Below are 23,376 nucleotides of genomic sequence, written 5' to 3'. Positions count from 1 at the left end.
TCAGGCCGCCTTTGCCTCCTTGGCCTCGCGGCGGACGAGGATCCCCAGACCCACCGGCAGCAGGGCGGCGAAGAGCCACCACTGGAGTGCGTAGGCGATGTGCGGGCCGATCTCCGAGTGGTTCGGCGCGGGCAGCAGCTGGGCCTGGGCCTGGGGGCCGGGGTCGGGGCTGGTGGCGGCCAGTTCCAGGTAGCCGCCGAGGACGGGTCGGCCGGTGATCCGGGCCTGCTGGGCGGCGTTGATCAGCATGTACTGACGATCCGGCAGGCCGCCGCGCTCGCGGATGCCGCTGCCGGCGGTGGTCTCGTCGGCGCGCAGCCGGCCGGTGACCGTGACCTGGCCGCTCGGTGCGGCGGGCACCCGCGGGTAGCTGGTCGCGTCGTCGCCCGGGCGGACCCAGCCGCGGTTCACCAGCACGTCGCCGCGCCCGTTGGCGAGGGTGAGCGGGGTGATCACGAAGTAGCCGATGGCGTCGCCGCCGGAGTCGGTGCGCTGGCGCACCACGAACTCGTGCGCGGTGTCGTACGAGCCGGTCGAGGTGACGGCGCGCCAGGTCAGCTCGCCGGGGACGGCGAGGCCCGGGCCGGGGGAGAGCGTGTCGAAGGCGACCGGATCGGCGCTGAGGCTGTGGCCGATCAGGGTGTTGCGGGCCACCCGGGACTCGTGCCGGTGCAGCTGCCAGATGCCCAGCCGGATCATCACCGGAATCAGCAGCAGCGTGATCAGCGTGAGGGCCACCCAGCGCCGGGAGAGCATAAATCGGTACACATCGGCACGTTACGCCCACGCCGGGCGCGGGTCAGGCACCGGGGTGCGGGGCGACGTCCGAGAGCAGCTGGAGGAAGGCGTCCTCGCCGATCACCGGGGTGCCGAGCTCGCGCGCCTTGCGGGCCTTGCCGCTCCAGCTGCTGGGCTCGTTGGTCACCAGCAGGCTGGTGAGCCGGCTGACCGAGGAGGCGATGTGCAGCCCGGCGGCGATCGCCCGGTCCTCCAGCACCTCGCGGTCGGTCGCGGTGTCGCCGGTGATCGCCACCCGCATGCCCTGCACCAGCAGCCCGCCCTCCTGCCAGCGGCCGGGGTTGGGGTACGGGCAGGCGGGCCGCTTGCGCGCGGGACGGTAGGAGGAGCCCCAGGAGCCGCGGATCGGACCGGGTGCGGCGGTCGAGGAGTCCTCGCCGAGATCGGTCACCGCGACGCAGGTGGTCAGCGGCAGCGGTACGCCGCCGCTGCGGGCCAGGTGCAGGCTGGGCCGGAAGGCCTCGGCGAGCACCCGGGCGTCGTCCAGCGCGTTGTGGGCATTGCGCTGCTGGACGCCGAAGTACTCGGCCAGCGAGGCCAGCTTGCCGTTGGGCAGCGGCAGGCCGAGGTCGCGCGAGAGCACCATCGTGCAGAGCCGCTGCTCCACCGGGGCGCGCAGCCCGGCCCGCGCGTACTCGCGGGAGATCATGTTCCAGTCGAAGAGCGCGTTGTGCGCCACCATCACCCGGCCGGCCAGCCGGGCGCCCAGCTCGTCGGCGATCTCCGGGAAGGTCGGCGCGTCGGCCAGCATGGCGCTGGTCAGGCCGTGGATCCAGACCGGGCCGGGGTCGCGCAGCGGGTTGACCAGGGTGTACCAGTGGTCGAGCACCTCGCCGTGCGCGTCCAGCCGGTAGACGCCCGCCGAGATCACCCGGTCGGAGCGGCCCAGACCGGTGGTCTCGACGTCGACGACGGCGTATCCTGCGGGGCCTTCGAGGCCCTCGGGCGCACTGGTGCGCTGCGGGGGGATCGGTAGGGCCGAAGGCTGGGGCGCGTGCATGGTGCACCAGCTTAAGGGGCGTTTGGCTGCGCGAGGGGCCGTTCGGGCCCGCAGGGCCGCCTGGGGTGCCCCGGAATAGAGTGGAGAGCGGATTGGTCGTACAAGCGGACGAATCCATTCCATGCTCCCCACGAAGGACATCCCCATGCGCGCCACCGTCATCCACGGCCCCAACGACATCCGGATCGAGGACGTACCGGACCCGGAGATCCAGCAGCCGACCGACGCGGTGGTGCGGGTGGTCAACGCCTGTATCTGCGGCAGCGACCTGTGGGCCTACCGCGGGGTCGCGGCGCGCGAGGCCGGCCAGCGGATCGGCCACGAGTTCCTCGGCATCGTCGAGTCGGTCGGCTCGGCGGTGGCCGGGTTCAAGCCGGGCGACTTCGTGGTGGCGCCGTTCGTCTGGTCCGACGGCGTGTGCGAGTACTGCCGCGAGGGTCTGCAGACCTCCTGCCCGCACGGCGGTTTCTGGGGCAGCGTCGGCTCCGACGGCGGCCAGGGCGAGGCGGTCCGGGTGCCGTTCGCGGACGGCACGCTGGTCCAGCTGCCCAAGGACGCGGCCACCGACCAAGCGCTGCTGCCGCACCTGCTGGCGCTCTCCGACGTGATGGCCACCGGGCACCACGCCGCGGTCGCCGCCAAGGTCCGCCCCGGCTCGACGGTGGCCGTGGTCGGCGACGGCGCGGTGGGCCTGTGCGGCGTGCTGGCGGCCCACCGGCTCGGCGCCGGGCGGATCATCGCGCTCGGCCGGCACGAGGTCCGCACCGACATCGCCCGCAAGTTCGGCGCCACCGACGTGGTGGCCGAGCGCGGCGAGGCGGCCATCGAGGCCGTCCGCGAGCTGACCGGCGGCCAGGGCGCGCACTCCGTCCTGGAGGCGGTCGGCACCGAGGAGTCGATGCGCACGGCGATCTCGATCGCCCGCGACGGCGGTGCGGTCGGTTACGTGGGCGTGCCGCACGGCGGCAGCGCGGGCGTCGACATCGGTCAGATGTTCGGCCGAAATGTGGCCCTCGGTGGCGGCGTCGCGCCGGCCCGCGCGTACATCCCCGAGCTGCTCGCGGACGTGCTGGCGGGGAAGATCGAACCCGGTCTGGTCTTCGACCGGACGGTGGACCTGGACGGCGTGCCGGACGGCTACCGCGCGATGGACGACCGCTCGGCGCTGAAGGTCCGCATCGCCTTCTGAGCCCTCTGAGCCTCTTCTGGACTGGCGAAGAGCGGTAGGAGGGGGCGGTACCAGAACCTGGTACCGCCCCCTTCGGCATGTCCGGACGTCGTCGCGGACCGTCGTGATTCGGCCAGTTTCACGGCGCGTCAGTGTGAAGAGTGGGCCGGATGTGCTCAAACACTGTCCGCAACCGTCTGATCGCTCTTAGCATGCATCGGCATGTACGACAGTGTGGCGCCCCTCACATCATCGTGCTCCGCCCCTGCACCACCGCGTGGACCGTCCCAAGTCCCCCGCCCGCGCGGCCTGTCTCACGAAGACGTCAGGAGAGATGGAGTGGACCATCCCCACCAGCAGCCCGGCTCGCCGCCGGACGGCACCGTCACCGCGACCGACCCCGCGCAGCTCGAACGACCGGAGGAGGACCGGGAGTTCCGCGGTCTGCGGGCCTCCTTCCGGAGCTTCGCCTTCCCGGTGACGCTCGGCTTCCTGCTCTGGTACCTGCTGTACGTGCTGCTGTCCTGCTACGCGCACGACTTCATGGCCGCCAAGCTGTTCGGACACATCAACGTCGCGCTGGTGCTCGGCCTGCTGCAGTTCGCCAGCACCTTCGCCATCGCCGCCTGGTACGCGCGCTTCGCCGAGCGGCGGCTCGACCCGTCCGCCGCCCTGCTGCGCGAACGCTACGGCCGCCCGACCGTCGTCACCCCCTGGGAGGCGGGCGAATGACCGGCTCGACCCTCACGCTGGCCACGGCCGCCGGCGACCACCGCGCGCTGACCATGACGCTCTTCGGCGTCTTCGTGCTGGCCACCCTCGGCATCACCGTCTGGGCCGGTCGGCAGACCAAGGACGCCGCCGACTTCTACGCCGGCGGCCGCGGCTTCACGGGTTTCCAGAACGGCCTGGCGATCTCCGGCGACTACATGTCGGCCGCCTCGTTCCTCGGCATCGCCGGCGTCATCGCGCTCTCCGGCTACGACGGGTTCCTCTACTCGATCGGCTTCCTGGTGGCCTGGCTGGTCGCCCTGCTGCTGATCGCCGAACCGCTGCGCAACTCCGGCCGCTACACGATGGCCGACGTCCTCGCCTTCCGGATGCGACAACGTCCGGTACGCACCGCGGCCGGCATCTCGACCATCGTGGTCTCGGTCTTCTACCTGCTGGCCCAGATGATCGGCGCGGGCTCGCTGGTCGCGCTGCTGCTGGGCATCGAGGGCGACGCCGCCAAGCGCTGGACGATCGTCGGGGTCGGCGCGCTGATGGTGCTGTACGTGGTCGTCGGCGGGATGAAGGGCACCACCTGGGTGCAGATCGTCAAGGCGGTGCTGCTGATCGCGGGCGCCGCGCTGATGACGGTCCTGGTGCTCGCCAAGTACGACTTCAACCCGTCCAGCCTGCTGGGCGCCGCCGCGCACGCCAGCGGCAAGGGCGACGCCTTCCTGGAACCGGGCCTCAAGTACGGCGCCACCGGCACCAGCAAGCTGGACTTCGTCAGCCTGGGCCTGGCCCTGGTGCTGGGCACCGCCGGCCTGCCGCACATCCTGGTCCGCTTCTACACCGTCCCCACCGCCAAGGCGGCCCGGAAGTCGGTGCTCTGGGCGATCGGCATCATCGGGGTCTTCTACCTGATGACGCTGGCGCTCGGCTTCGGCGCGGCCGCGCTGGTCGGGCCCAGGACGATCAAGGCCTCCAACGCGGCCGGCAACACCGCGGCGCCGCTGCTGGCCCAGCAGCTGGGCGGTGGCGCGGGCTCGACCGGAGGCGCGATCCTGCTCGCGGTGATCTCGGCGGTCGCCTTCGCGACCATCCTCGCCGTGGTCGCCGGACTGACGCTGGCCTCCTCGGCCTCCTTCGCCCACGACATCTACGCCAACGTGATCCGGCGCGGGCGGGCGGGCGAGCGCGAGGAGATCGGCTCGGCGAAGCTGGCGGCGGTGGCGATCGGTGCCATCGCGATCCTGCTGAGCATCTTCGCGGACCGGCTCAACGCGGCCGCCGTGGTCGCGCTGGCTTTCGCGGTGGCGGCCTCGGCCAACCTGCCGACGCTGCTGTACTCGCTCTACTGGAAGCGCTTCACCACCGTCGGCGCGGTCAGCTCGGTCTATGCCGGGCTGATCAGCTCGGTGCTGCTGGTGATCTTCTCCTCGGTGGTCTCCGGCACGCCCACCTCGCTCTTCCCGCACTCCGACTTCCACTGGTTCCCGCTGGAGAACCCCGGGTTGGTCTCCATCCCGATCGGCTTCCTGGCGGGCTGGCTGGGAACAGTGCTCTCGAAGCAGAGCGCTGATCCGGCGAAGTACGCTGAACTGGAGGTTCGTTCACTGACCGGTCTCGGCGCGCACTGAGTACGGGAGCACGGTTGGTCTAAGCTGGCCCGGCCCGTCGCAGTGGCGGCCCGGGCCAGCCCCAACCCCGGGAAAGGCGCGCACCGTGCTCCTCGACACCTTCGGTCGACAGGCCGTGGACCTGCGGGTCTCCCTCACCGACAGGTGCAACCTGCGCTGCACGTACTGCATGCCCGAGGAGGGCCTGCAGTGGCTGGCCAAGCCCGACCTGCTCACCGACGAGGAGATCGTCCGGCTGGTCACCCTCGCGGTGCGGGAGCTGGGCGTGCGCGAGGTGCGGTTCACCGGTGGCGAGCCGCTGCTGCGGCCCGGCCTGGTGTCCATAGTCGCGGCCTGCGCGCAGCTCGCACCGCGCCCCGAACTGTCACTCACCACCAACGGCATCGGCCTGGCACGGACCGCGAAGGCGCTGCACCAGGCCGGACTCGACCGGATCAACGTCTCGCTGGACACCCTGGACCCCGAGACCTTCCACACGCTCACCCGCCGCCACCGCCACCAGGACGTCCTGGACGGGCTGGTCGCCGCCGAGGCCGCCGGGTTGCTGCCGGTCAAGCTCAACAGCGTGCTGATGCGCGGCGTCAACGACCATGAGGCCGCCGACCTGCTCGGCTGGTGCCTGGAGCGCGGATACGAACTGCGGTTCATCGAGCAGATGCCGCTGGACGCCCAACACGGCTGGGACCGCTCGCAGATGATCACCGCCGAGGAGATCCTGGACCGGCTCGCCGCCCGCTTCGAGCTCACCCCCGACACCACCGCCGAGCGCGGCGCCGCGCCCGCCGAGCGCTGGCTGGTGGACGGCGGGCCCGGCACCGTCGGCGTGATCGCCTCGGTGACCCGTCCGTTCTGCCGCGCCTGCGACCGCACCCGGCTCACCGCCGACGGCCAGGTCCGCAACTGCCTGTTCGCCACCGGCGAGACCGACCTGCGCACCGCCCTGCGCGCCGGAGCCTCGGACGCCGAGCTGGCCGCCCTGTGGCGCGCGGCGATGTGGGGCAAGAAGGCCGGCGCCGGAATCGACGACCCCGAGTTCCACCAGCCCGACCGCCCGATGTCCGCCATCGGCGGCTGACACGTCCGGAGGGAATTCACCCGACACACCCGTGTGGGGCGGTGCCCGCGCGGCGCAGACTGGGAGGGTGTCCGTTCGGGACAACAAACCGCCAACACCGGAGGCACCCATGGCGCTCAAGGCCGTGACCGACGTGAGTTTCGACGAGGACGTACTGAAGAGCGACAAGCCGGTCCTGGTGGACTTCTGGGCGGAGTGGTGCGGCCCGTGCCGGCAGATCGCCCCCAGCCTGGAGGCCATCGCCGCCGAGTACGGTGACAAGATCGAGATCGTCAAGCTCAACATCGACCAGAACCCGGAGACCGCCGCCAAGTACGGCGTGATGTCCATCCCGACGCTCAACGTCTACCAGGGCGGCGAGGTCGTCAAGACCATCGTGGGCGCCAAGCCGAAGGCGGCGATCGAGCGCGACCTGGCCGATTTCATCAGCGCGTAGCAGCGCTACTCGACGAAGTCGGCCAGTGCCACGACCTCCTTGAGGAAGCCGCGGACGCTCAGGAACTGGGAGAGCTGCTCGCGGTGGTCGGGGCAGGCCAGCCAGGTCTTGCGGCGGTCGGGGGTGTGCAGCTTGGGGTTGTTCCAGACGAGGACCCACTCGGCGGTGGCTCGGCAGGCCTTGGCCGAGCACTTGGGGGGTCCGGTCGGGCCGTCCGCCGCGGTGCCGAAGAAGTCGATGCTCATGATCGACAGTCTGTCATCCGGGACGTGCTGCGGACATGGCGACGCCGGGCAGCCACGGGGGGAGCCGCCCGGCGTCGGTCCGTCGCCCCGACGGGGGATGCGGAGCGCGTACGCAGTATGTCACGGCAGGAGCGGCGTGTGCCTAGGTCTTTCATGATTTATTTGAGCTTCCCCTGAGGTTTTCATCCGTCATAAACGGATAATTCCCGGCGAATCGGACACGGCTTAGATGACGATCAGATCTCGATCTGACCGGCCTGTGTACGGAGAGTCAGATTTCCGAGGCGCGCTCGCCCTGGGTGGCAGCGCCCGTGGCAGCGCCCGCGCCACCCGTTCCGCCGGGGCCGAGCATCAGCGGGGTCGTCGGCGGCAGGTCGAAGGTGCTGGGCAGTCCGGGGGCCCGCTCGCGTCCGGCGTTGGCGATGATCACCGCGAAGTACGGCAGCAGGACAGCCGCCACCAGTGCACCCCAGGCGACCTGGCGCTGGACGCCCCACAGCGCCACCGCGAGCAGCAGGCACACGGTGCGGATCAGCATCGAGATCACGTACCGGCGCTGCCGTCCGCGGACGTCCTCGGTGAGGCTGGTCCTGGCTCCGGTGATCCGGAAGACCTGCCTGACCCCGTCGTTCCTGCTCATCCCTACCGCCGCCTTCGTGCCCACCCGCGCGACACGGATTCCGCCCGGTTCCCTCACGGTACGCCGCAGGTGTCCGGCGAACGAGAGTGGGGGCACGGCGTTTCGGCGTCAGTCGGCCGCGTGGGCGACGTCGCGCGACAGGTACTGCGGCGGCACCGCGTCCGTCAGCCAGACGCCGTTGGCGCTGACCCGGAACTCGTGTCCGTCCGCGGCCATCGCGGCGGCGTCCACCCGCAGCACCACCGGACGGCCGTGCCGGGCGCCGACCCGGGTGGCCGTTTCGGTCTCGGCGGACAGGTGGACGTCCTGGCGCGCCATCGGCCGCAGGCCGTCCCTGAAGATCGCCGCCACCGAACTCTGCGCGGTGCCGTGGAAGAGCACCGGCGGGGGCTCGGTGGCGGCGAGCCCGAGGTCCACCTCCACCGTGTGGCCCTGGCTGGCGCGAATCCGCAGGCCGTCCTCGGAGTAGGCGAAGCGCCGCTTGTTGTTGGTCTCCACCACGTGGTCCAACTCCGCCCGGGTCAGCCGCCCGCCGCGCTCGGCGAAGGCGGCGAGCAGGGTGTCCACCCGCACCCAGCCGCCCTCGTCCAGCGTGAGGCCGAGGGCGCCCGGGTCGTGCCGCAGCACCTTGGAGAGCCGCTTCGACGTCTTGACCACGCGCTTCTCGTCCATCATCTGTTCCCCCCCACGGCGTCTAGGACGCCTTGCTGACCGAGCTCATGTTGAAGTCGGGGACCCGGACCGCGGGCATCGCCGCCCGGGTGAACCAGTCCGACCATTCGCGGGGCAGGCAGCGCTCGGTGCGGCCGACCTCGGTGATGCGGCCCAGCAGGTCCACCGGGGACTCGTTGAACCGGAAGTTGTTGACCTCGCCGACCACCTGGCCGTCCTCGACCAGGTAGACGCCGTCCCGGGTCAGGCCGGTGAGCAGCAGGGTGGCCGGGTCGACCTCGCGGATGTACCAGAGGCAGGTGAGCAGCAGCCCGCGCTCGGTGCCGGCCACCATCTGGGCGAGGGTGGGGGCGGCGGCCTGGTCGGCGGTCGACAGCGTCAGGTTGTCGGCGCCCGGCCGGACCGGCAGGCCGGTCAGCGCGGCGGTGTGCCGGCTGGTCACCAGGTTGGCCAGCTCGCCGTCCCGGATCCAGTCGGTGGGGCCCAGCGGCAGGCCGTTGTCGAAGACCGAGGTGTCGGGGTGGGAGGAGTGCGTGACCAGGAAGGGCGCGGTTTCCAGCCCCGGTGCGGCCGGGTCCGAACGGAGGGTCAGCGGCAGCCGTGCGAGGCGCTCGCCGATCTTGCTGCCGCCGTTCGGCCGGCTGAAGACGGTCCGGCCCTCGACGGCGTCGCGGGCGCCCATCGCCCAGTGCAGGCAGAGCATCAGATCGGCGACGGCGGTGGGCGGCAGCAGCGTCTCGTAGCGCCCGGCGGGCAGGTCGATCCGGCGCTTGCCCCAGGACAGCCGCTCGTCCAGCTCGGTGTGCAGCGCCTGGACGTCCACGTCGGCGAAGTCGCGGGTGGCGGCGCCGGCCCAGGCCGATCCCAAACCCGCCTTCGCGTTCAGTTCGAGCGACCCGGTCGGCTGGTCGTGCCGCAGCCGCAGGCCGCTGGAGCTGCCCAGGTAGGTGGAGGACATCTCGTGCTGGGCGAAGCCGTACAGGGCCTGGCCGGCCGCGCGGGCCCGGGCGAAGGCCGAGCCGAGCGCGGGTGCGAAGGACCGGAAGACGTCGATGGAGGTCTGTGCGGGCCCCTCGGTGAAGTCCGCGCTGACCCGGTCGCCGGTGAGCAGCGGCTGGGCGTCCTCGGCCGGACCCGCGGCGCGGGCCGCCGCCTCGGCGGCGCGGACCAGCTGCTCGACGTCGGCCGGTGTGACGGCCTCGCGGGCCACCACGCCCGAGGCGGTGCCCTCGGCGCCGTCCACGGTGGCCACCACGGTGAGCCGGCGGCCGTGCGTGACGCCGTTGGTGGTCAGCGCGTTGTCGGCCCAGCGCAGGTTGGCCGTGGTGTCCTCGTCGACCAGGGCCACGCAGCCGTCCGCCCGGGAGAGTTCCAGGGCGCGCTCCACCAGCTCGTGCGACTTGATCCGATCGGTCATCAGTGACCAGCCTCCTGCTGCGTGTTGAGCACGTTGACGCCCTCGAACAGCGCCGACGGGCAGCCGTGTCCGGCCGCCGCGACCTGTCCCGGCTGGGCCTTGCCGCAGTTGAACGCGCCGCCCAGCAGGTAGGTCTGCGGGCCGCCCACCGCGGCCATCGAGCCCCAGAAGTCGGTGGTGGTGGCCTGGTAGGCGAAGTCCTTCACCTGCCCGGCCAGCCGGCCGCCCCGGATCAAGTAGGCGCGCTGGCCCGTGAACTGGAAGTTGTAGCGCTGCATGTCGATCGACCAGGACCGGTCGCCGACGATGTAGAGCCCGCGCTCGACGCCGGCGAAGAGACCCTCGGTGTCCGGGCCGTCCGCAGCCGGTTGCAGCGAGACGTTGGCCATCCGCTGCACCGGGACGTGCCCGGGGGAGTCCGCGAAGGCGCAGCCGTTGGACCGGCCCAGGCCCTTCAACTTGGCCATCCGGCGGTCCAGTTGGTAGCCGGTCAGGACGCCGTCGGTGACCAGGTCCCAGGACTGGGTGGCCACCCCCTCGTCGTCGTAGCCGATGGTGGACAGGCCGTGCTCGGCGGTGCGGTCACCGGTGACGTGCATCAGCTCGGAGCCGTACTTCAGGGTGCCGAGCTGGTCGAAGGTGGCGAACGAGGTGCCCGCGTAGGCGGCCTCGTAGCCGAGCGCGCGGTCCAACTCGGTGGCGTGGCCGATCGATTCGTGGATCGTCAGCCAGAGGTTGGTGGGGTCGATCACCAGGTCGTAGAGGCCGGCCTCGACGCTCGGTGCCTTGACCTTCTCGGCCAGGTACTCGGGCAGCCGGGACAGCTCGCCCGCCCAGTCCCAGCCGGTGCCGTGCAGGTACTCCCAGCCGCGACCGACCGGCGGCGCGACCGTGCGCATCGACTCGAAGGAGCCGGTCCGCTCGTCCACCGCGGTGGCCTCCAGCTCGGGGTGCAGCCGCACCCGCTGCTGGGTGGTGACGGTGCCCGCGGTGTCGGCGTAGAACTTGTTCTCCTGCACCGTCAGCAGCGAGGCGTCCACGTGGCTGACGCCGTCGGCGCCCAGCAGCCGGCTGCTCCAGTCGGCCAGCAGCGCGGTCTTCTCGGCGTCGGGGACGTCGAAGGGGTTGATCTCGTACGCCGAGACCCAGCTGACGTCCGCGTACACCGGCTCGTCCGCGAGTTCGACGAGGTCCCCTCCTCCGGCGGCCCGGCTCACCTGGGCCGAGAGCCGGGCGACCGCCACCGCCTGCTCGGCCACCAGCGCGGCGGCCTGCGGGGTGAGGTCCACGCCGGCCGCGAAGCCCCAGGCGCCGTCCACCAGGACCCTGACCGCGAAGCCCAGTTGCACGGTGTCGGAGGTGCCGGACGGACGGGCGTCGCGCAGCCGCCAGGAGGCGCTGCGGACCTTCTCGCAGCGGAAGTCGGCGTGCGTGACGCCCAACTGCCGGGCCCGGCTCAGCGCCGCGTCGGCCAACTGCCGCAGCGGCAGCGCGAGGAAGAGCGGGTCGACGGCGCGGTGGGCCGGCGAGGCGCTGGGGGATGTCGGCGGCATCGGGCTCCCTGGAGACGAGGGTCGGCGGTGCGGGCCCACGCGCGGAGGGCGGACCCGCACCGCATCATGTCCTGCTCGTCCCGTTTCGGCCAGCGGATTGGGCCCCGACGGCGCGGCGTGTCACGACAGGCCCTCCCACCAGCCCTCCAGCTCCGGCGGGTTGGCCACGTCGACCCGCTCGCCCGGGCGCGGCACGGCGACCGCGACGCCCTGCGCCTTGGCCTCCACGAGCAGCCGCTCGACGGGCTCGGCCCACGGGTGCAGGCCCAGGTTGAAGGTGCACCAGTGCACCGGGACGAGCAGGCCGCCGCCCAGGTCCCGGTGGGCCAGTACGGCGTCCTCGGGCGTCATGTGGATGTCCGACCAGGCCTCGTCGTACGCGCCGATCTGGACCAGCGAGGCGTCGAAGGGGCCGTGCTCGGCGCCGATCGCCGCATAGCCCTCGAAGTAGCCGGAGTCGCCGGTGTAGAAGACCTTGCGGGTCGGTCCGGCGATCACCCAGGAGCCCCAGAGCGTGGTGTTGCGGGTCAGCGCGCGGCCGGAGAAGTGGTGCGCCGAGGTGAGGGTGACGGTGAGGTCGCCCAGCGTGCAGGTCTCGCTCCAGTCCAGCTCGATGATGCGGTGCTCCGGCACGCCCCAGCGGCGCAGGTGGCCGCCGATGCCCAGCGGGACGGCGAACGGTGCGGACTGGCTGCGCACCAGGCGCCGGACGGTGTCCATGTCCAGGTGGTCGTAGTGGTCGTGCGAGATCAGCACCACGTCCACCGGCGGCAGCTCCTCCAGCTCCATCGGCACCGGGTGCAGCCGCTTGGGGCCCAGGTGCGCGGAGGGGGAGCAGCGGTCGCTCCACATCGGGTCGAGCAGCACCCGGGCGCCCTCGATCTCCACCAGCGCCGAGGCGTGGCCGTACCAGGTGATCTCCACACCCTGCGGGGCCGGCCGGCCGCGGTCGCCGGTGGGCCGGGCGGTGGGCACCGGGCGCAGCGGGGTGCGGCCCTCGCGCTCGAGGAGCATCCGGCGCACGGTGGCGCGGTCGATGTTCGGGGCGCCGCCCGTGGAGCGGGCCAGCGTGGAGGGTGCGTTGTGGAAGGTCCCGTCCGCGTACTGCGGGGAGGTCCGGATCCGGGCGTCCCGCTCGGCGTCGGGACGGCGTCCGAACGCGGCCGGGACGTCCCGCAGCGCCCAGGCCGCCGCACCGGCCCCGGCGGCCAGCGCGGTCAGGGTGAGCAGTCGGCCCCGGCTGCCGGTGGCCCGGGGGTTTGCCTCACTCATCGGGGGTCCGCCCTTGCTAGTGGTCTGCTGGTGGTGGCGTCTGTGGGGTTCTGGGCGGGGTCTCCGCACCGAGAGGGCAACGGGTACCCCCCGCCATGTTGTTCCCGGCGGAGGGTACCCCCGATGGCGGACGTCGGGTGAAATTGTCAGAACGCCACAGAACACCAACGGATCACCTGTTGAAGCTCGATTCGTCGCCGTATGGACGCGACCGATAGCGTCACAGTGCGTACGGTCCCACGTACGCGGACCACGAATAGGGAGAGGTGGATCGTTGAGCCGCTCGGTTCTCGTCACCGGAGGAAACCGGGGCATCGGCCTCGCCATCGCCCAAGCCTTCGCCGAGGCGGGTGACAAGGTCGCCATCACCAGCCGTTCCGGCGAGGTGCCTGCCGAACTCGCCAAGTACGACGTGCTCGCGGTCCGCTGCGACGTCAACGACTCCGCGCAGGTCGACGCGGCCTTCACCGAGATCGAGGGCAAGCACGGCGCGGTCGAGGTGCTGGTCGCCAACGCGGGCATCACCAAGGACACCCTGCTGCTGCGGATGTCCGAAGAGGACTTCACCTCGGTGCTCGACACCAACCTCACCGGGACGTTCCGGGTCGTCAAGCGCGCCTCGGCGAAGATGCTGCGGGCGCGCAAGGGCCGGATCGTGCTGATCTCCTCGGTCGTCGGCCTGGCCGGCTCGCCGGGGCAGGCGAACTACGCGGCCTCCAAGGCGGGCCTGGTCGGTTTCGCGCGCTCGCTGGCCCGTGAGCTCGGCCCGCGCAGCATCACCGTCAACGTGGTCGCCCCCGGCTTCGTGGACACCGACATGACCGCGGTGCTCAGCGACGAGCGCCGCAAGGAGATCGTCGCGGGAGTGCCGCTTGGCCGGTACGCCACGCCTTCCGAGATCGCCTCCACCACGCGCTTCCTCGCCTCGGACGAGGCGGCGTACATCACCGGAGCCGTCATTCCCGTCGACGGCGGATTGGGCATGGGTCACTGATCACATGAGCGGAATTCTTGAGGGTAAGCGGATCCTGATCACCGGCGTCCTGCTGGAGTCATCGATCGCCTTCCACGCCGCCAAGCTGGCCCAGGAGCAGGGTGCGGAGATCATCCTGACCGGTTTCGGCCGGCTCACGCTGGTCGAGCGGATCGCCAAGCGGCTGCCGAAGCCGGTGCAGGTGCTGGAGCTGGACGTCTCCAACAACGAGCACCTCGACTCGCTGGCGGACCGGGTGCGCGAGCACCTGCCGAGCCTGGACGGTGTCGTCCACTCCATCGGCTTCGCCCCCCAGGACGCGCTCGGCGGCAACTTCCTGAACACCCCGTGGGAGTCGGTCGCCACCGCCATGCAGGTCTCGGCCTACTCGCTGAAGTCGCTGACGATGGCCTGCCTGCCGCTGATGCAGGACGGCGGCGCGGTGGTTGGCCTGACCTTCGACGCGCAGCTCGCCTGGCCGAAGTACGACTGGATGGGCCCGGCCAAGGCCGCGCTGGAGGCCACCTCCCGCTACCTGGCCCGTGACCTGGGCGAGCGGGACATCCGGGTCAACCTGGTCTCGGCCGGCCCGCTCGGCTCGATGGCCGCCAAGTCCATCCCGGGCTTCGAGGGTCTGGCCGCCACCTGGGACCAGCGCTCGCCGCTGAAGTGGGACATCTCGGACCCGGAGCCGGCCGGCCGCGGCATCGTCGCGCTGCTCTCGGACTGGTTCCCGAAGACCACCGGCGAGATCGTCCACGTCGACGGCGGTCTGCACGCGATCGGCGCCTGACCTCTCGCACTGCCCCCGCAGCCCCGGCCACCTCGGTGTCCGGGGCTGCGGCGTGTTCTCAGGACTGCGTGCCGTGCGCCGAGTCGGCCCGCCCGCAGGCGCCGATCACGTCGGCCGACTCCATCGAGGCCGCCGCGGCGTCGCCGGCCCGGATCGCGGCCAGGATCTGGTCGTGCCGGATGTAGCGGTCGGGGGAGAGCACCGGACCGATGTCCTGGCGCAGATGGGCGCGCAGCACCTCGCCGAGGTCGGCGTAGAGCACGGCCAGCACGTCGTTGTGGGCGGCGGCCACCACGCTGTGGTGGAAGGCCGCGTCGGCCTGCACGAACACCTCCGGGTCCCCGCCGAACCAGGCCTCCTCGCGCCGGGCGAGCGCCGCCTCCATCAGTTCGAGGTCCCGGTCGGTACGGCGGGCGGCGGCCAGCGCGGCCGCCGAGGCCTCCAGCGCGGAGCGCAGCTCGGCGACCTGCGACTGCTCGGCGTCCGGGAAGCGGCGGTGCATCACGCCGGCCAGCTCGCTGGTGGCCAGCACGTACGTGCCCGAGCCCTGCCGGATGTCCAGCAGCCCGTTGTGGGCCAGCGCCCGGACGGCCTCCCGCACGGTGTTGCGGGCCACGCCCAGCTGCTCGACCAGCGCGACCTCGGTCGGGATGCGCGAGCCGACCGGCCACTCGCCCGAGATGATCTGGGCCCGCAGCTGGGCGATCACCTGATCCGCCAGCGGGGCGCGCCGGGGCGAGGACAGGGTCATGGTTCTCCTTGGTCGGGGCGGACGGTCATGGCGGACGGAGGTGCCAGGGACCATCTTCCCCCTCCTCGGGTGTTCTTCCGCCGGTCGCCATCCATGGTGCACTAATTCATCCCATCATTCTATGATGAGTTCTATGGCGACAGCGACGAGCACCGAACCCACCACCCCACCGACGACCCCATCCACCCTCCAGCCCCGGACCGAGCGCACGGACCGCCGCGTGCGGCACCTCGGCTGGCTGCTCGCGCTCGCCATCGCCGTCGCCGCCTTCAACCTGCGTCCGGTGGTCACCAGCCTCGGACCGCTGCTGGAGCGGGTCCGCACCGACCTCGGCATGAGCGCCGCCGTCGCCGGCCTGCTCACCGCCGTGCCCTCGTTCTGCTTCGCGCTCTTCGGCTTCGCCGCCCCCGCGCTCTCCCGCCGCTTCGGCCCCACCGTGGTGGTCACCGCCGGGATGGGCGCGATCACGCTGGGCCTGGCGGCCCGCGCCTTCGCCGGCGGCACGGGGGTCTTCCTGCTGCTGACCGCCGTCGCGCTGGCCGGGGTGGCCGTCTCCAACGTGCTGATCCCGGTGGTGATCAAGCGCTACTTCCCCGACCGGGTCGGCCCGATGATCGGCCTCTACTCGATGGCCCTGTCGGCCGGAACCGCGCTGGCCGCCGCCGTCACCGTGCCGCTGACCAGCGCGCTCGGCGGCAGCTGGCGGGTCGGCCTGGGTATCTGGGCGTCGGCCGCGGGCCTGGCGGTGCTGCTCTGGCTGGTCACCCTGGTGCTGCGCCGCGACGGCCGGCAGGCGCCGGGCGCGGCCCGCGCGGTCGCCCGGCTGCCGATCCTGCGCAGCCGGACCGCCTGGGCGCTGGCCGGCTTCTTCGGCCTCCAGGCCACCGGCGCGTACGCCACCATGGGCTGGCTGCCGCAGATCTACCAGGACGCCGGGCTGTCGGCCGGCACCTCCGGGCTGCTGCTGGCGGTCACCATGGCGATCGGCGTGCCGATCTCCTTCGTGCTGCCCAACTGGGCCGCCCGCCGCGGTGACCAGCGGGTCTTCGTGGTGGTGCTGGCCGCCTTCGGCATCGCCGGCTACACCGGCCTGGCGCTGGCCCCGGCCGGGGGCGCCTGGCTGTGGGCGGTGCTGGTCGGCCTCTCCAACTGCGCCTTCCCGCTCACCCTGACGATGATCGGCCTGCGCGCCCGGACCAGCGGCGGGGTGGCCCAGCTGTCCGCCTTCGCCCAGGGCCTCGGCTACCTGTTCTCCATCCCCGGGCCGATCCTGATCGGCCTGCTCTACCAGGGCACCGGCGGCTGGTACCTGCCGCTCGGCTTCCTGGCCGCCCTGCTGGTGCCGCAGCTGCTGATCGGCCTGCGCGCCGCCCGGGCCCGCCACATCGAGGACGAGGTGGGCTGAGGGGTCGCCCCCGCGGTCCGGGGGAGTGGGCCGGGATGCGAAAATCGCCCCATGCCTGTTCTCGAACCCAATCCCCCGAACGGCCAGAAGAAGCTGCTCCAGCTCTTCGGCGTGATCCTCGGCGTCCTGGTCCTGGTCGGGATCATCGCCACCATCGCCCAGTCGATGGGCTGATCCGGGAGCCTTCAACTGACGTCCGGTCATGCCGCCACTCCTGAGGGTGGCGGCCCGCCGGAGCGCCGCGCCACCGGCGGGGTTTTCTGCGAAGCTGACGGAATGAGCGTCGACACGTCCCGCAGGATCATTGTGCTCCGGCACGCCAAGGCCGACTGGCCCGAGGTGGCCGACCACGAGCGCCCGCTCGCCGACCGCGGCCGGCATCAGGCGCCGCTCGCCGGTCGCTGGCTCGCCGACTCGGGGATCGCCCCCGACTACGTGCTCTGCTCCACCTCCCTGCGCACCCGGGAGACCTGGAAGCTGGCCGCCCACGAGCTGCCCGAGCGGCCGCACAAGGTCGTCTTCGAGAAGCGGATCTACGACGCCTCCGCCGGCGAGATCATCGAGGTGCTCAAGGAGACCTCCGACGAGGTCGGTGACCTGCTGCTGGTGGGCCACAACCCGGGGGTGCAGAACCTCACCGAGGTGCTGGCCGGCGGCGAGAGCATGGGCGACGAGCTGGCCCGGCTGCGTCAGGGCGGCTTCCCCACGGCGGCCGTCGCGGTTCTGGCGTTCGACGGCTCCTGGAAGTCGGTCGAGCCGGGTGTGGCACGGCTGGTCTCGTTCTACGTGCCGCCGGAGGACTGAGTCCGGTCCCCGGGGCCTGTCCGCGTCGGGCAGGCCCCGGGGCGCCGCTACTCGGGCGGCGTGCCGTGCAGCTCGTCGGCCGCCTCGACCTCGTCGCGGGTAATCCCCAGCAGGTAGAGCACGGTGTCCAGGAACGGCACGTTGACGGCGGTGTCGGCGGCCTGGCGGACCACCGGCTTGGCGTTGAACGCCACCCCCAGGCCCGCCGCGTTCAGCATGTCGAGGTCGTTCGCCCCGTCGCCGATCGCGACCGTCTGCTCCAGCGGCACCCGGGCCTGCTCGGCGAACCGGGCCAGCCAGCGGGCCTTGCCCGCCCGGTCGACGATCTCCCCGGTGACCCGGCCGGTGAACCTGCCGTCCTCCACCTCCAGGGTGTTGGCCGCGGCGAAGTCCAGGCCCAGCAGCTCCACCAGGTAGTCGGTGACCTGGGTGAACCCGCCGGAGACGATGCCCACCTGGTAGCCGAGCCGCTGGAGCGTGCGGATCAGCGTGCGCGCCCCCGGCGTGAGCCGTACCTCGGTGCGGACCTTCTCCACCACCCCGGCGTCCAGCCCGGCCAGCAGCGCCACCCGGGCCCGCAGCGACTCGGCGAAGTCCAGGTCACCGCGCATCGCGGCCGCCGTCACCTCGGCCACCTCGGCCTCGCAGCCGGCGTGCGCGGCGAAGAGCTCGATCACCTCGTCCTGGATGAGCGTGGAGTCCACGTCCATCACGACCAGCCGCTTGGCCCGGCGCTCCAGGCCGGCCGCGACCACCGCGATGTCCACCCGCTGGACGGCCGCCTCCAGCGCCAGGGCGGCCCGAAGCTGCTCGGTGGCCACCCCGGAGACGGTCAACTCCACGGCCGTCACCGGGTACTTGGCAAGGCGGAAGATCCGGTCGATGTTGCCGTCCGCCTCGGTGATCCGGGCGGCCAGCGCGGAGACCGCGGCGGCGGTGAGCGGGTGGCCGAGCACCGTGACGTGCGAGCGGCCCTCGCGGCGCGGCCGGTTGTCGCCGGTGCCGGAGATGATCTCGGTCTGGAGCCTGAGTCCCTCGGCCCACCGGTGCACGGTGGTGCGCAGCGCGCTCTCGGCACTCGCGCCGCCGCCGGGCGGCGGGGTCACCAGCGCGCACAGCGTTATCCGGCCACGCGTGACGACCTGTTCGAGGTCGATCACGTCGACGTCGAACTCGGCCAGCGTGGCGAAGAGGCCGGTGGTGATACCAGGACGGTCCTTGCCGAACACCTTGACCAGCAGAGTGCGCTCGTCGTCGGCAGTCCGGGGCTGCGGGGAAGTGGTGTTCATGGTGTGGACCACGCTACCTGGCGTGTGTGTCCCCGCTCGCGGGCGTCCGTCCCGTGGACGGTGAACAAGTGGTGACAACGTTGCCGCCTGGTCACAGTCCACGGGGTCGACTTTCCGCCGATTGCCCCGAGCTGGAATGATTACCCCCCGTCAGAGGCGATTTTCAGCACTCCCCGCACGGGGAACCACCGGGGGACCGAGAGAGCGGGGCAGGCGGAAAGTGCCGCAACTCGTACTTGAGCTCAACGGGCAGTACCGGACGTTGGAGCCGGGACAGTCCTACACCATCGGGAGGGACCCGCAGTCGGACTTCCCGTTCGACGACGCCAGGATCTCCTGGCGGCACGCCACCATCTCCTTCACCGGAGCAGCCTGGCAGTTGCAGGACCACGGGAGCACCAACGGCACGTTCGTGGCCGGTACCCGCACCCTGCAGGCCCAGCTGCTGCCGGGCACCGTGGTGAACCTCGGCAACGCCGAGAACGGCCCCCGGCTCGCGTTCGCCGCTCCGGCGGCGGTGGCCCCGGCGGGCGGCGGCCCGGCGGCCGCCTGGCACGAGGCGCAGACCGACCGGGCGGCCGTCGCGCCGCCCGCTCCGGTCTGGAACCAGCCGGCCCCGCCCGTCCAGCAGCAGTGGGAGAGCGCTCCACCGCACCAGCAGCAGCAGCAATGGGCCGCGCCGCAGCAGGCCGGCCCGGCCTTCCCGCACCAGCAGGTCGCCGGGTCCCAGCCGGTCGCACCCGCGCCCTACCAGCCCGGACCCCCGCAGCACGCGCAGCCCGGTCCCTCCTCGGGCGAGCGCAACCCGACGGTGATCCGCAACCTCAGCGCGGGCATGAACATCGTGCGGATCGGCCGTGCGCTCGACAACGACGTGGTGGTCTCCGACCTCCAGGTCTCGCGCCACCACGCCGAGCTGCGCCAGCTGCCCGACGGCCGGTACGAGATCGTCGACCTCGGTTCGCACAACGGGATCTTCGTCAACGGCCAGCCGACCCGGCGCCAGCTGCTCGGTCCGCAGGACCGGCTGACGGTCGGCCACTCCTCGTTCCAGCTGGTCGGCGACCAGCTGCAGGAGTTCGTCGACAACGGCCCGGTCTCCTTCTCCGCCCACCACCTGACCGTCGAGGTCGACTTCAAGGGTGGCAAGAAGGTCCTGCTCAACGACGTCAGCTTCGGCGTGCCGGAGAAGTCGCTGGTCGCCGTAATCGGCCCCTCCGGCTCCGGCAAGTCGACGCTGCTGCGCGCCCTCACCGGCTACCGTCCCGCCGACCGCGGCGAGGTGCTCTACGACGGCCGCAACCTCTACAAGCAGTTCGCCGAGCTGCGCCAGCGGATCGGCCTGGTGCCGCAGTCGGAGATCCTGCACAAGGAGCTGACGGTCCGCACCGGCCTGAAGTACGCGGCCCAGCTGCGCTTCCCCGGTGACACCGAGCCGGCCGAGCGGGCCCGCCGGATCGACGAGGTGCTCTACGAACTGCGCCTGGACAAGCGCGCCGACAACCGGATCACCGCCCTCTCCGGCGGCCAGCAGAAGCGCGTCTCGGTCGCCCTCGAACTGCTCACCAAGCCCTCGCTGATCTTCCTGGACGAGCCCACCTCGGGCCTGGACCCGGGCATGGACCGCGAGGTCATGCAGATGCTGCGCGGCCTTGCCGACGACGGCCGCACGATCCTGGTCGTCACCCACTCGGTGGCCGAACTCGCGCTCTGCGACCGGCTGCTGGTGATGGCGCCGGGTGGTGCGGTGGCGTACTTCGGCCCGCCGGCCGAGGCGCTGCACTTCTTCGGGTACGAGACCTGGGCGGACGTCTTCCAGGCCTTCGAGAACTTCCCCGAGCACGACTGGGCCGGCCGCTACCGCGGTTCCGAGCACTACAAGGCCTACTCGGCCGACGTCGACGCGGTGGCCGTCCAGCAGTCCGCGGCGCCGATCGTGCAGGAGCAGATCCAGCCGGCGAAGCCGCAGAGCTGGGGCTCCCAGCTGTGGACGCTGATCCGCCGCTACATGTCGGTGCTCGCCTCCGACCGCGGCTTCCTGGCGCTGTCGGTGCTGCTGCCGGCCGTCCTCGGCGGGGTGAGCACCGTCATCCCGGACAGCTTCGGCCTGGCGGCGAACCCCAACCCGCAGGGGTTCAACGGCCAGGCCGGCACGATCCTGCTGATCCTCGCCATCGGCGCCTGCTTCTCCGGGGCGGCCAACTCGGTGCGCGAGCTCATCAAGGAACGGGCGATCTACGAACGAGAACGCGCCACCGGCCTGTCCAGGTCGGCCTACCTGGTCTCGAAGATCATCGTGCTGGGCCTGTTCAGCATCCTGCAGGGCGCCATCATCGCGGTGATCGGCTTCGCACCGCGCAAGCTGCCGGCCCAGGGCCTGATCTTCGCGAGCTCGCCGGCCGTCGAGATGGCCATCGGCCTGATCCTGCTCAGCTTCACCTCGATGATGTTCGGCCTGGTGATCTCGGCCCTGGTGAAGACCGCCGAGAAGACCATGCCGCTGCTGGTGATGTTCGCGATCATCCAGGTGGTCTTCACCGGTGTGCTGTTCCAGATCTTCAGCAAGCCCGGCCTGGAGCAGTTCGCCTGGCTGATGCCGGCCCGCTGGGGCGTCGGCATCGTCGGCACCACGCTGAACCTGGGTCACCTGATGGTCCCGTTCGACCACGACCCGATGCACCCGCAGAATGATCACCGGGACGCCATGTGGAGCCACAGCGTTCTGCACTGGGCGATCAACGCCGGCGCGCTGGTGGTCATCTCGGTCGGACTCGCCTTCCTCGTACTGCGCCTGCTGCGCCGTCACGAGCCGGAGGTCATGCAGAAGGGCTGACGTCCGCTCACGCCGATGGCCGGTACCCCCGTTCGGGGGTACCGGCCATCGGCGTATCTCATCCATGAGATATCGTCTCGCCCATGGCAGATGACTATCTCGCGCGCATCGGCAAGCTCATCCGCGACGCCCGCAAGCACCGCGGCTGGACGCAGGCAGAGCTGGGGGCGGCCCTCGGCACCAGCCAGAGCGCCGTCAACCGGATCGAGAACGGCGGGCAGAACATCAGCCTTGAGATGATCGCCCGGATCGGCGAAGCCCTGGACAGCGAGATCGTCTCGCTCGGCTACGCCGGGCCGATGCACCTGCGGGTGGTCGGCGGACGCCAGCTCTCCGGCAGCATCGACGTCAAGACGAGCAAGAACGCCTGCGTCGCGCTGCTCTGCGCCTCGCTGCTGACCACCGGCCGCACCACGCTGCGCCGGGTGGCCCGGATCGAGGAGGTCTACCGCCTCCTGGAGGTGCTGAACAGCATCGGCGTCCGGACCCGGTGGATCAACGACGGCAGCGACCTGGAGATCACCCCGCCCGCCGAGCTCGACCTGGACGCGATGGACGTCGCCGCCGCCCGCCGGACCCGGTCCATCATCATGTTCCTCGGCCCGCTGATGCACCGCGTCGACCACTTCAAGCTCCCGTACGCCGGCGGCTGCGACCTCGGCACCCGCACCGTCGAGCCGCACATGGCCGCGCTGCGCCGGTTCGGCCTGGAGGTCACCGCCACCACCGGGATCTACCACGGCTCGGTCGACCGCACCGTCAGCCCCGACCGCCCGATCGTGCTGACCGAGCGCGGCGACACGGTGACCGAGAACGCCCTGCTGGCCGCCGCCCGGCACGACGGCGTGAGCGTGATCCGCAACGCCAGCCCCAACTACATGGTCCAGGACCTCTGCTTCTTCCTGGAGCGCCTGGGAGTGCGGATCGAGGGCATCGGTACCACCACCCTCACCGTGCACGGCCTGGCCGACATCACCTGTGACGTTGACTACGCGCCCTCCGAGGACCCGGTCGAGGCGATGAGCCTGCTGGCGGCCGCCGTCGTCACCTCCTCGGAGCTGACGGTCCGCCGGGCGCCGGTGGAGTTCCTGGAGATCGAGCTCGCGGTGCTGGAGGAGATGGGCCTCGACTACGACCGCAGCCCCGAGTACCCCGCCGACAACGGCCGCACCCGGCTGGTCGACCTCACCATCCGGCCGTCCAAGCTGACCTCGCCGATCGACAAGATCCACCCGATGCCCTTCCCCGGCATCAACATCGACAACGTGCCCTTCTTCGCGGCCATCGCGGCCACCGCCCAGGGCTCCACGCTGATCCACGACTGGGTCTACGACAACCGCGCCATCTACCTCACCGAGCTGACCCGGCTGGGCGCCAACGTCCAGCTGATGGACCCGCACCGGGTCCTGGTCGAGGGCCCCACCCGCTGGCGCGCCGCCGAGATGATCTGCCCCCCGGCGCTGCGCCCGGCCGTCGTGGTCCTGCTCGCGATGCTCGCCACCGAGGGCACCTCGGTGCTGCGCAACGTCTACGTCATCAACCGCGGCTACGAGGAGCTCGCCGAGCGCCTCAACTCGATCGGCGCGCGGATCGAGACCTTCCGCGACATCTGAGAACTTGGGCATATCTGACAGAACAGGCATACGACTAAAGGCGTCAGTAGTGCACTCCAGCCTGGGGAAACAGCTTCGGGCGACATCCTTCGACTTCGGTCGTCTTTCGTCCTCGTGGGTAGCGCAAGTGTAAGATGATCATGAATAGCTGGCGGAGTGTCAGGAAAATAATCGAACGCCGGGCCACTGAAGTTCTCTACGGAGAGTGATGGTGGCCCGGCTTCGTTGCAGTTCGGGGCCTGGGGTCTCTTTGCTGGTGGGATCTGCCGGTCCTGTCAGTTCAGCCGA

Annotated in this window: 22 protein-coding genes; 12 read left to right on the top strand and 10 right to left on the bottom strand. The window is 71.4% G+C overall.

Going from position 1 to position 23,376, the window contains the following annotated elements; genetic code table 11:
• Window positions 1-768 (bottom strand): SURF1 family protein, encoded by a 768-nt coding sequence (locus P3T37_RS18570; protein ID WP_280724824.1) that lies wholly within the window; start codon window positions 766-768, stop codon window positions 1-3.
• A gap of 31 nt (window positions 769-799) precedes the next feature.
• Entirely contained in the window at window positions 800-1,798 is a 999-nt protein-coding gene (locus P3T37_RS18565) for a DEDDh family exonuclease (RefSeq protein WP_280724823.1), read from the bottom strand.
• 145 nt (window positions 1,799-1,943) lie between these two features.
• On the opposite strand from P3T37_RS18565, the gene P3T37_RS18560 reads away from it, so the two are divergent.
• The 5 genes from P3T37_RS18560 to trxA all read left to right on the top strand — a co-directional run bounded on the left by P3T37_RS18560 (window position 1,944) and on the right by trxA (window position 6,828).
• On the top strand, window positions 1,944-2,987 hold the full coding sequence (locus P3T37_RS18560; protein WP_280724822.1) for a zinc-dependent alcohol dehydrogenase family protein: 1,044 nt from the start codon (window positions 1,944-1,946) through the stop codon (window positions 2,985-2,987).
• 318 nt (window positions 2,988-3,305) lie between these two features.
• On the top strand, window positions 3,306-3,698 hold the full coding sequence (locus P3T37_RS18555) for a DUF485 domain-containing protein (protein ID WP_280724821.1): 393 nt from the start codon (window positions 3,306-3,308) through the stop codon (window positions 3,696-3,698).
• Window positions 3,695-5,317: a cation acetate symporter gene (locus tag P3T37_RS18550; protein WP_280724820.1), complete on the top strand. Its 1,623-nt coding sequence runs from the start codon at window positions 3,695-3,697 to the stop codon at window positions 5,315-5,317. Before P3T37_RS18555 ends, P3T37_RS18550 begins: the two co-directional genes overlap by 4 nt.
• An 85-nt stretch (window positions 5,318-5,402) precedes the next feature.
• The gene (gene moaA, locus P3T37_RS18545) at window positions 5,403-6,392 is read left to right on the top strand and encodes a GTP 3',8-cyclase MoaA (protein ID WP_280724819.1); all 990 of its coding nucleotides are present in this window, start codon (window positions 5,403-5,405) and stop codon (window positions 6,390-6,392) included.
• A 109-nt stretch (window positions 6,393-6,501) separates the two neighbouring features.
• Window positions 6,502-6,828, top strand: coding sequence for a thioredoxin (gene trxA, locus P3T37_RS18540; RefSeq protein WP_280724818.1), 327 nt, complete (start codon window positions 6,502-6,504; stop codon window positions 6,826-6,828).
• Between the two features lie 5 nt (window positions 6,829-6,833).
• Here trxA and P3T37_RS18535 read toward each other — a convergent pair whose 3' ends face one another.
• The 6 genes from P3T37_RS18535 to P3T37_RS18510 all read right to left on the bottom strand — a co-directional run bounded on the left by P3T37_RS18535 (window position 6,834) and on the right by P3T37_RS18510 (window position 12,627).
• Complete coding sequence (locus tag P3T37_RS18535) at window positions 6,834-7,067, bottom strand: hypothetical protein (protein ID WP_280724997.1); 234 nt, start codon at window positions 7,065-7,067, stop codon at window positions 6,834-6,836.
• Between the two features lie 277 nt (window positions 7,068-7,344).
• Window positions 7,345-7,713: a DUF3099 domain-containing protein gene (locus P3T37_RS18530; protein WP_280724817.1), complete on the bottom strand. Its 369-nt coding sequence runs from the start codon at window positions 7,711-7,713 to the stop codon at window positions 7,345-7,347.
• Window positions 7,714-7,821: 108 nt separating this feature from the next.
• Window positions 7,822-8,385 (bottom strand): RNA 2'-phosphotransferase, encoded by a 564-nt coding sequence (locus P3T37_RS18525; protein ID WP_280724996.1) that lies wholly within the window; start codon window positions 8,383-8,385, stop codon window positions 7,822-7,824.
• Window positions 8,386-8,407: 22 nt separating this feature from the next.
• Window positions 8,408-9,802 (bottom strand): metallopeptidase TldD-related protein, encoded by a 1,395-nt coding sequence (locus P3T37_RS18520; protein ID WP_280724816.1) that lies wholly within the window; start codon window positions 9,800-9,802, stop codon window positions 8,408-8,410.
• Window positions 9,802-11,355, bottom strand: a complete 1,554-nt coding sequence (locus tag P3T37_RS18515) for a TldD/PmbA family protein (protein WP_280724815.1) — start codon at window positions 11,353-11,355, stop codon at window positions 9,802-9,804. Before P3T37_RS18515 ends, P3T37_RS18520 begins: the two co-directional genes overlap by 1 nt.
• A gap of 120 nt (window positions 11,356-11,475) precedes the next feature.
• The gene (locus P3T37_RS18510) at window positions 11,476-12,627 is read right to left on the bottom strand and encodes an MBL fold metallo-hydrolase (RefSeq protein ID WP_280724814.1); all 1,152 of its coding nucleotides are present in this window, start codon (window positions 12,625-12,627) and stop codon (window positions 11,476-11,478) included.
• Window positions 12,628-12,901: 274 nt separating this feature from the next.
• Between P3T37_RS18510 and fabG the strand changes: the two genes are divergently transcribed.
• Together fabG and fabI are read left to right on the top strand one after the other, a co-directional pair.
• A complete protein-coding gene (gene fabG, locus P3T37_RS18505; RefSeq protein WP_280724813.1) occupies window positions 12,902-13,621 on the top strand; it encodes a 3-oxoacyl-[acyl-carrier-protein] reductase in 720 nt (239 codons plus the stop codon).
• 4 nt (window positions 13,622-13,625) lie between these two features.
• Window positions 13,626-14,393 (top strand): enoyl-ACP reductase FabI, encoded by a 768-nt coding sequence (gene fabI, locus P3T37_RS18500; RefSeq protein ID WP_280724811.1) that lies wholly within the window; start codon window positions 13,626-13,628, stop codon window positions 14,391-14,393.
• Window positions 14,394-14,451: 58 nt separating this feature from the next.
• On the opposite strand, the gene P3T37_RS18495 is transcribed toward fabI, so the two are convergent.
• On the bottom strand, window positions 14,452-15,144 hold the full coding sequence (locus P3T37_RS18495; RefSeq protein ID WP_280724810.1) for an FCD domain-containing protein: 693 nt from the start codon (window positions 15,142-15,144) through the stop codon (window positions 14,452-14,454).
• Between the two features lie 133 nt (window positions 15,145-15,277).
• Between P3T37_RS18495 and P3T37_RS18490 the strand changes: the two genes are divergently transcribed.
• The 3 genes from P3T37_RS18490 to P3T37_RS18480 all read left to right on the top strand — a co-directional run bounded on the left by P3T37_RS18490 (window position 15,278) and on the right by P3T37_RS18480 (window position 17,353).
• Entirely contained in the window at window positions 15,278-16,549 is a 1,272-nt protein-coding gene (locus P3T37_RS18490) for an MFS transporter (RefSeq protein ID WP_280724809.1), read from the top strand.
• A 51-nt stretch (window positions 16,550-16,600) separates the two neighbouring features.
• Window positions 16,601-16,723, top strand: coding sequence for an SGM_5486 family transporter-associated protein (locus P3T37_RS18485; RefSeq protein ID WP_280724808.1), 123 nt, complete (start codon window positions 16,601-16,603; stop codon window positions 16,721-16,723).
• A 102-nt stretch (window positions 16,724-16,825) separates the two neighbouring features.
• On the top strand, window positions 16,826-17,353 hold the full coding sequence (locus P3T37_RS18480) for a histidine phosphatase family protein (RefSeq protein WP_280724807.1): 528 nt from the start codon (window positions 16,826-16,828) through the stop codon (window positions 17,351-17,353).
• Between the two features lie 47 nt (window positions 17,354-17,400).
• Here the strand turns inward: P3T37_RS18480 and serB are convergent, their stop codons facing one another.
• Complete coding sequence (serB, locus tag P3T37_RS18475; RefSeq protein ID WP_280724806.1) at window positions 17,401-18,642, bottom strand: phosphoserine phosphatase SerB; 1,242 nt, start codon at window positions 18,640-18,642, stop codon at window positions 17,401-17,403.
• Between the two features lie 220 nt (window positions 18,643-18,862).
• On the opposite strand from serB, the gene P3T37_RS18470 reads away from it, so the two are divergent.
• A complete protein-coding gene (locus tag P3T37_RS18470; protein ID WP_280724805.1) occupies window positions 18,863-21,475 on the top strand; it encodes an FHA domain-containing protein in 2,613 nt (870 codons plus the stop codon).
• 83 nt (window positions 21,476-21,558) lie between these two features.
• Window positions 21,559-23,088 carry a UDP-N-acetylglucosamine 1-carboxyvinyltransferase gene (locus tag P3T37_RS18465; protein ID WP_280724804.1) on the top strand — a complete coding sequence of 510 codons (1,530 nt, stop codon included), beginning with the start codon at window positions 21,559-21,561 and terminating at the stop codon, window positions 23,086-23,088.
• Window positions 23,089-23,376 lie beyond the last annotated feature (288 nt).

Source organism: Kitasatospora sp. MAA4 (assembly GCF_029893355.1).
Classification (GTDB): domain Bacteria; phylum Actinomycetota; class Actinomycetes; order Streptomycetales; family Streptomycetaceae; genus Kitasatospora.
This window is presented reverse-complemented; position numbering and strand designations above follow the sequence as displayed.

Coding starts and splice junctions, on each gene's coding strand:
- fabI (WP_280724811.1), top strand. CDS start 13,626: ATGAGCGGAATTCTTGAGGGTAAGCGGATCCTGATCACCGGCGTCCTG.
- P3T37_RS18490 (WP_280724809.1), top strand. CDS start 15,278: ATGGCGACAGCGACGAGCACCGAACCCACCACCCCACCGACGACCCCA.
- P3T37_RS18565 (WP_280724823.1), bottom strand. CDS start 1,798: ATGCACGCGCCCCAGCCTTCGGCCCTACCGATCCCCCCGCAGCGCACC.
- P3T37_RS18520 (WP_280724816.1), bottom strand. CDS start 9,802: ATGACCGATCGGATCAAGTCGCACGAGCTGGTGGAGCGCGCCCTGGAA.
- P3T37_RS18510 (WP_280724814.1), bottom strand. CDS start 12,627: ATGAGTGAGGCAAACCCCCGGGCCACCGGCAGCCGGGGCCGACTGCTC.
- P3T37_RS18560 (WP_280724822.1), top strand. CDS start 1,944: ATGCGCGCCACCGTCATCCACGGCCCCAACGACATCCGGATCGAGGAC.
- P3T37_RS18485 (WP_280724808.1), top strand. CDS start 16,601: ATGCCTGTTCTCGAACCCAATCCCCCGAACGGCCAGAAGAAGCTGCTC.
- P3T37_RS18495 (WP_280724810.1), bottom strand. CDS start 15,144: ATGACCCTGTCCTCGCCCCGGCGCGCCCCGCTGGCGGATCAGGTGATC.
- serB (WP_280724806.1), bottom strand. CDS start 18,642: ATGAACACCACTTCCCCGCAGCCCCGGACTGCCGACGACGAGCGCACT.
- P3T37_RS18550 (WP_280724820.1), top strand. CDS start 3,695: ATGACCGGCTCGACCCTCACGCTGGCCACGGCCGCCGGCGACCACCGC.
- P3T37_RS18465 (WP_280724804.1), top strand. CDS start 21,559: ATGGCAGATGACTATCTCGCGCGCATCGGCAAGCTCATCCGCGACGCC.
- P3T37_RS18525 (WP_280724996.1), bottom strand. CDS start 8,385: ATGGACGAGAAGCGCGTGGTCAAGACGTCGAAGCGGCTCTCCAAGGTG.
- P3T37_RS18480 (WP_280724807.1), top strand. CDS start 16,826: ATGAGCGTCGACACGTCCCGCAGGATCATTGTGCTCCGGCACGCCAAG.
- trxA (WP_280724818.1), top strand. CDS start 6,502: ATGGCGCTCAAGGCCGTGACCGACGTGAGTTTCGACGAGGACGTACTG.
- P3T37_RS18515 (WP_280724815.1), bottom strand. CDS start 11,355: ATGCCGCCGACATCCCCCAGCGCCTCGCCGGCCCACCGCGCCGTCGAC.
- P3T37_RS18530 (WP_280724817.1), bottom strand. CDS start 7,713: ATGAGCAGGAACGACGGGGTCAGGCAGGTCTTCCGGATCACCGGAGCC.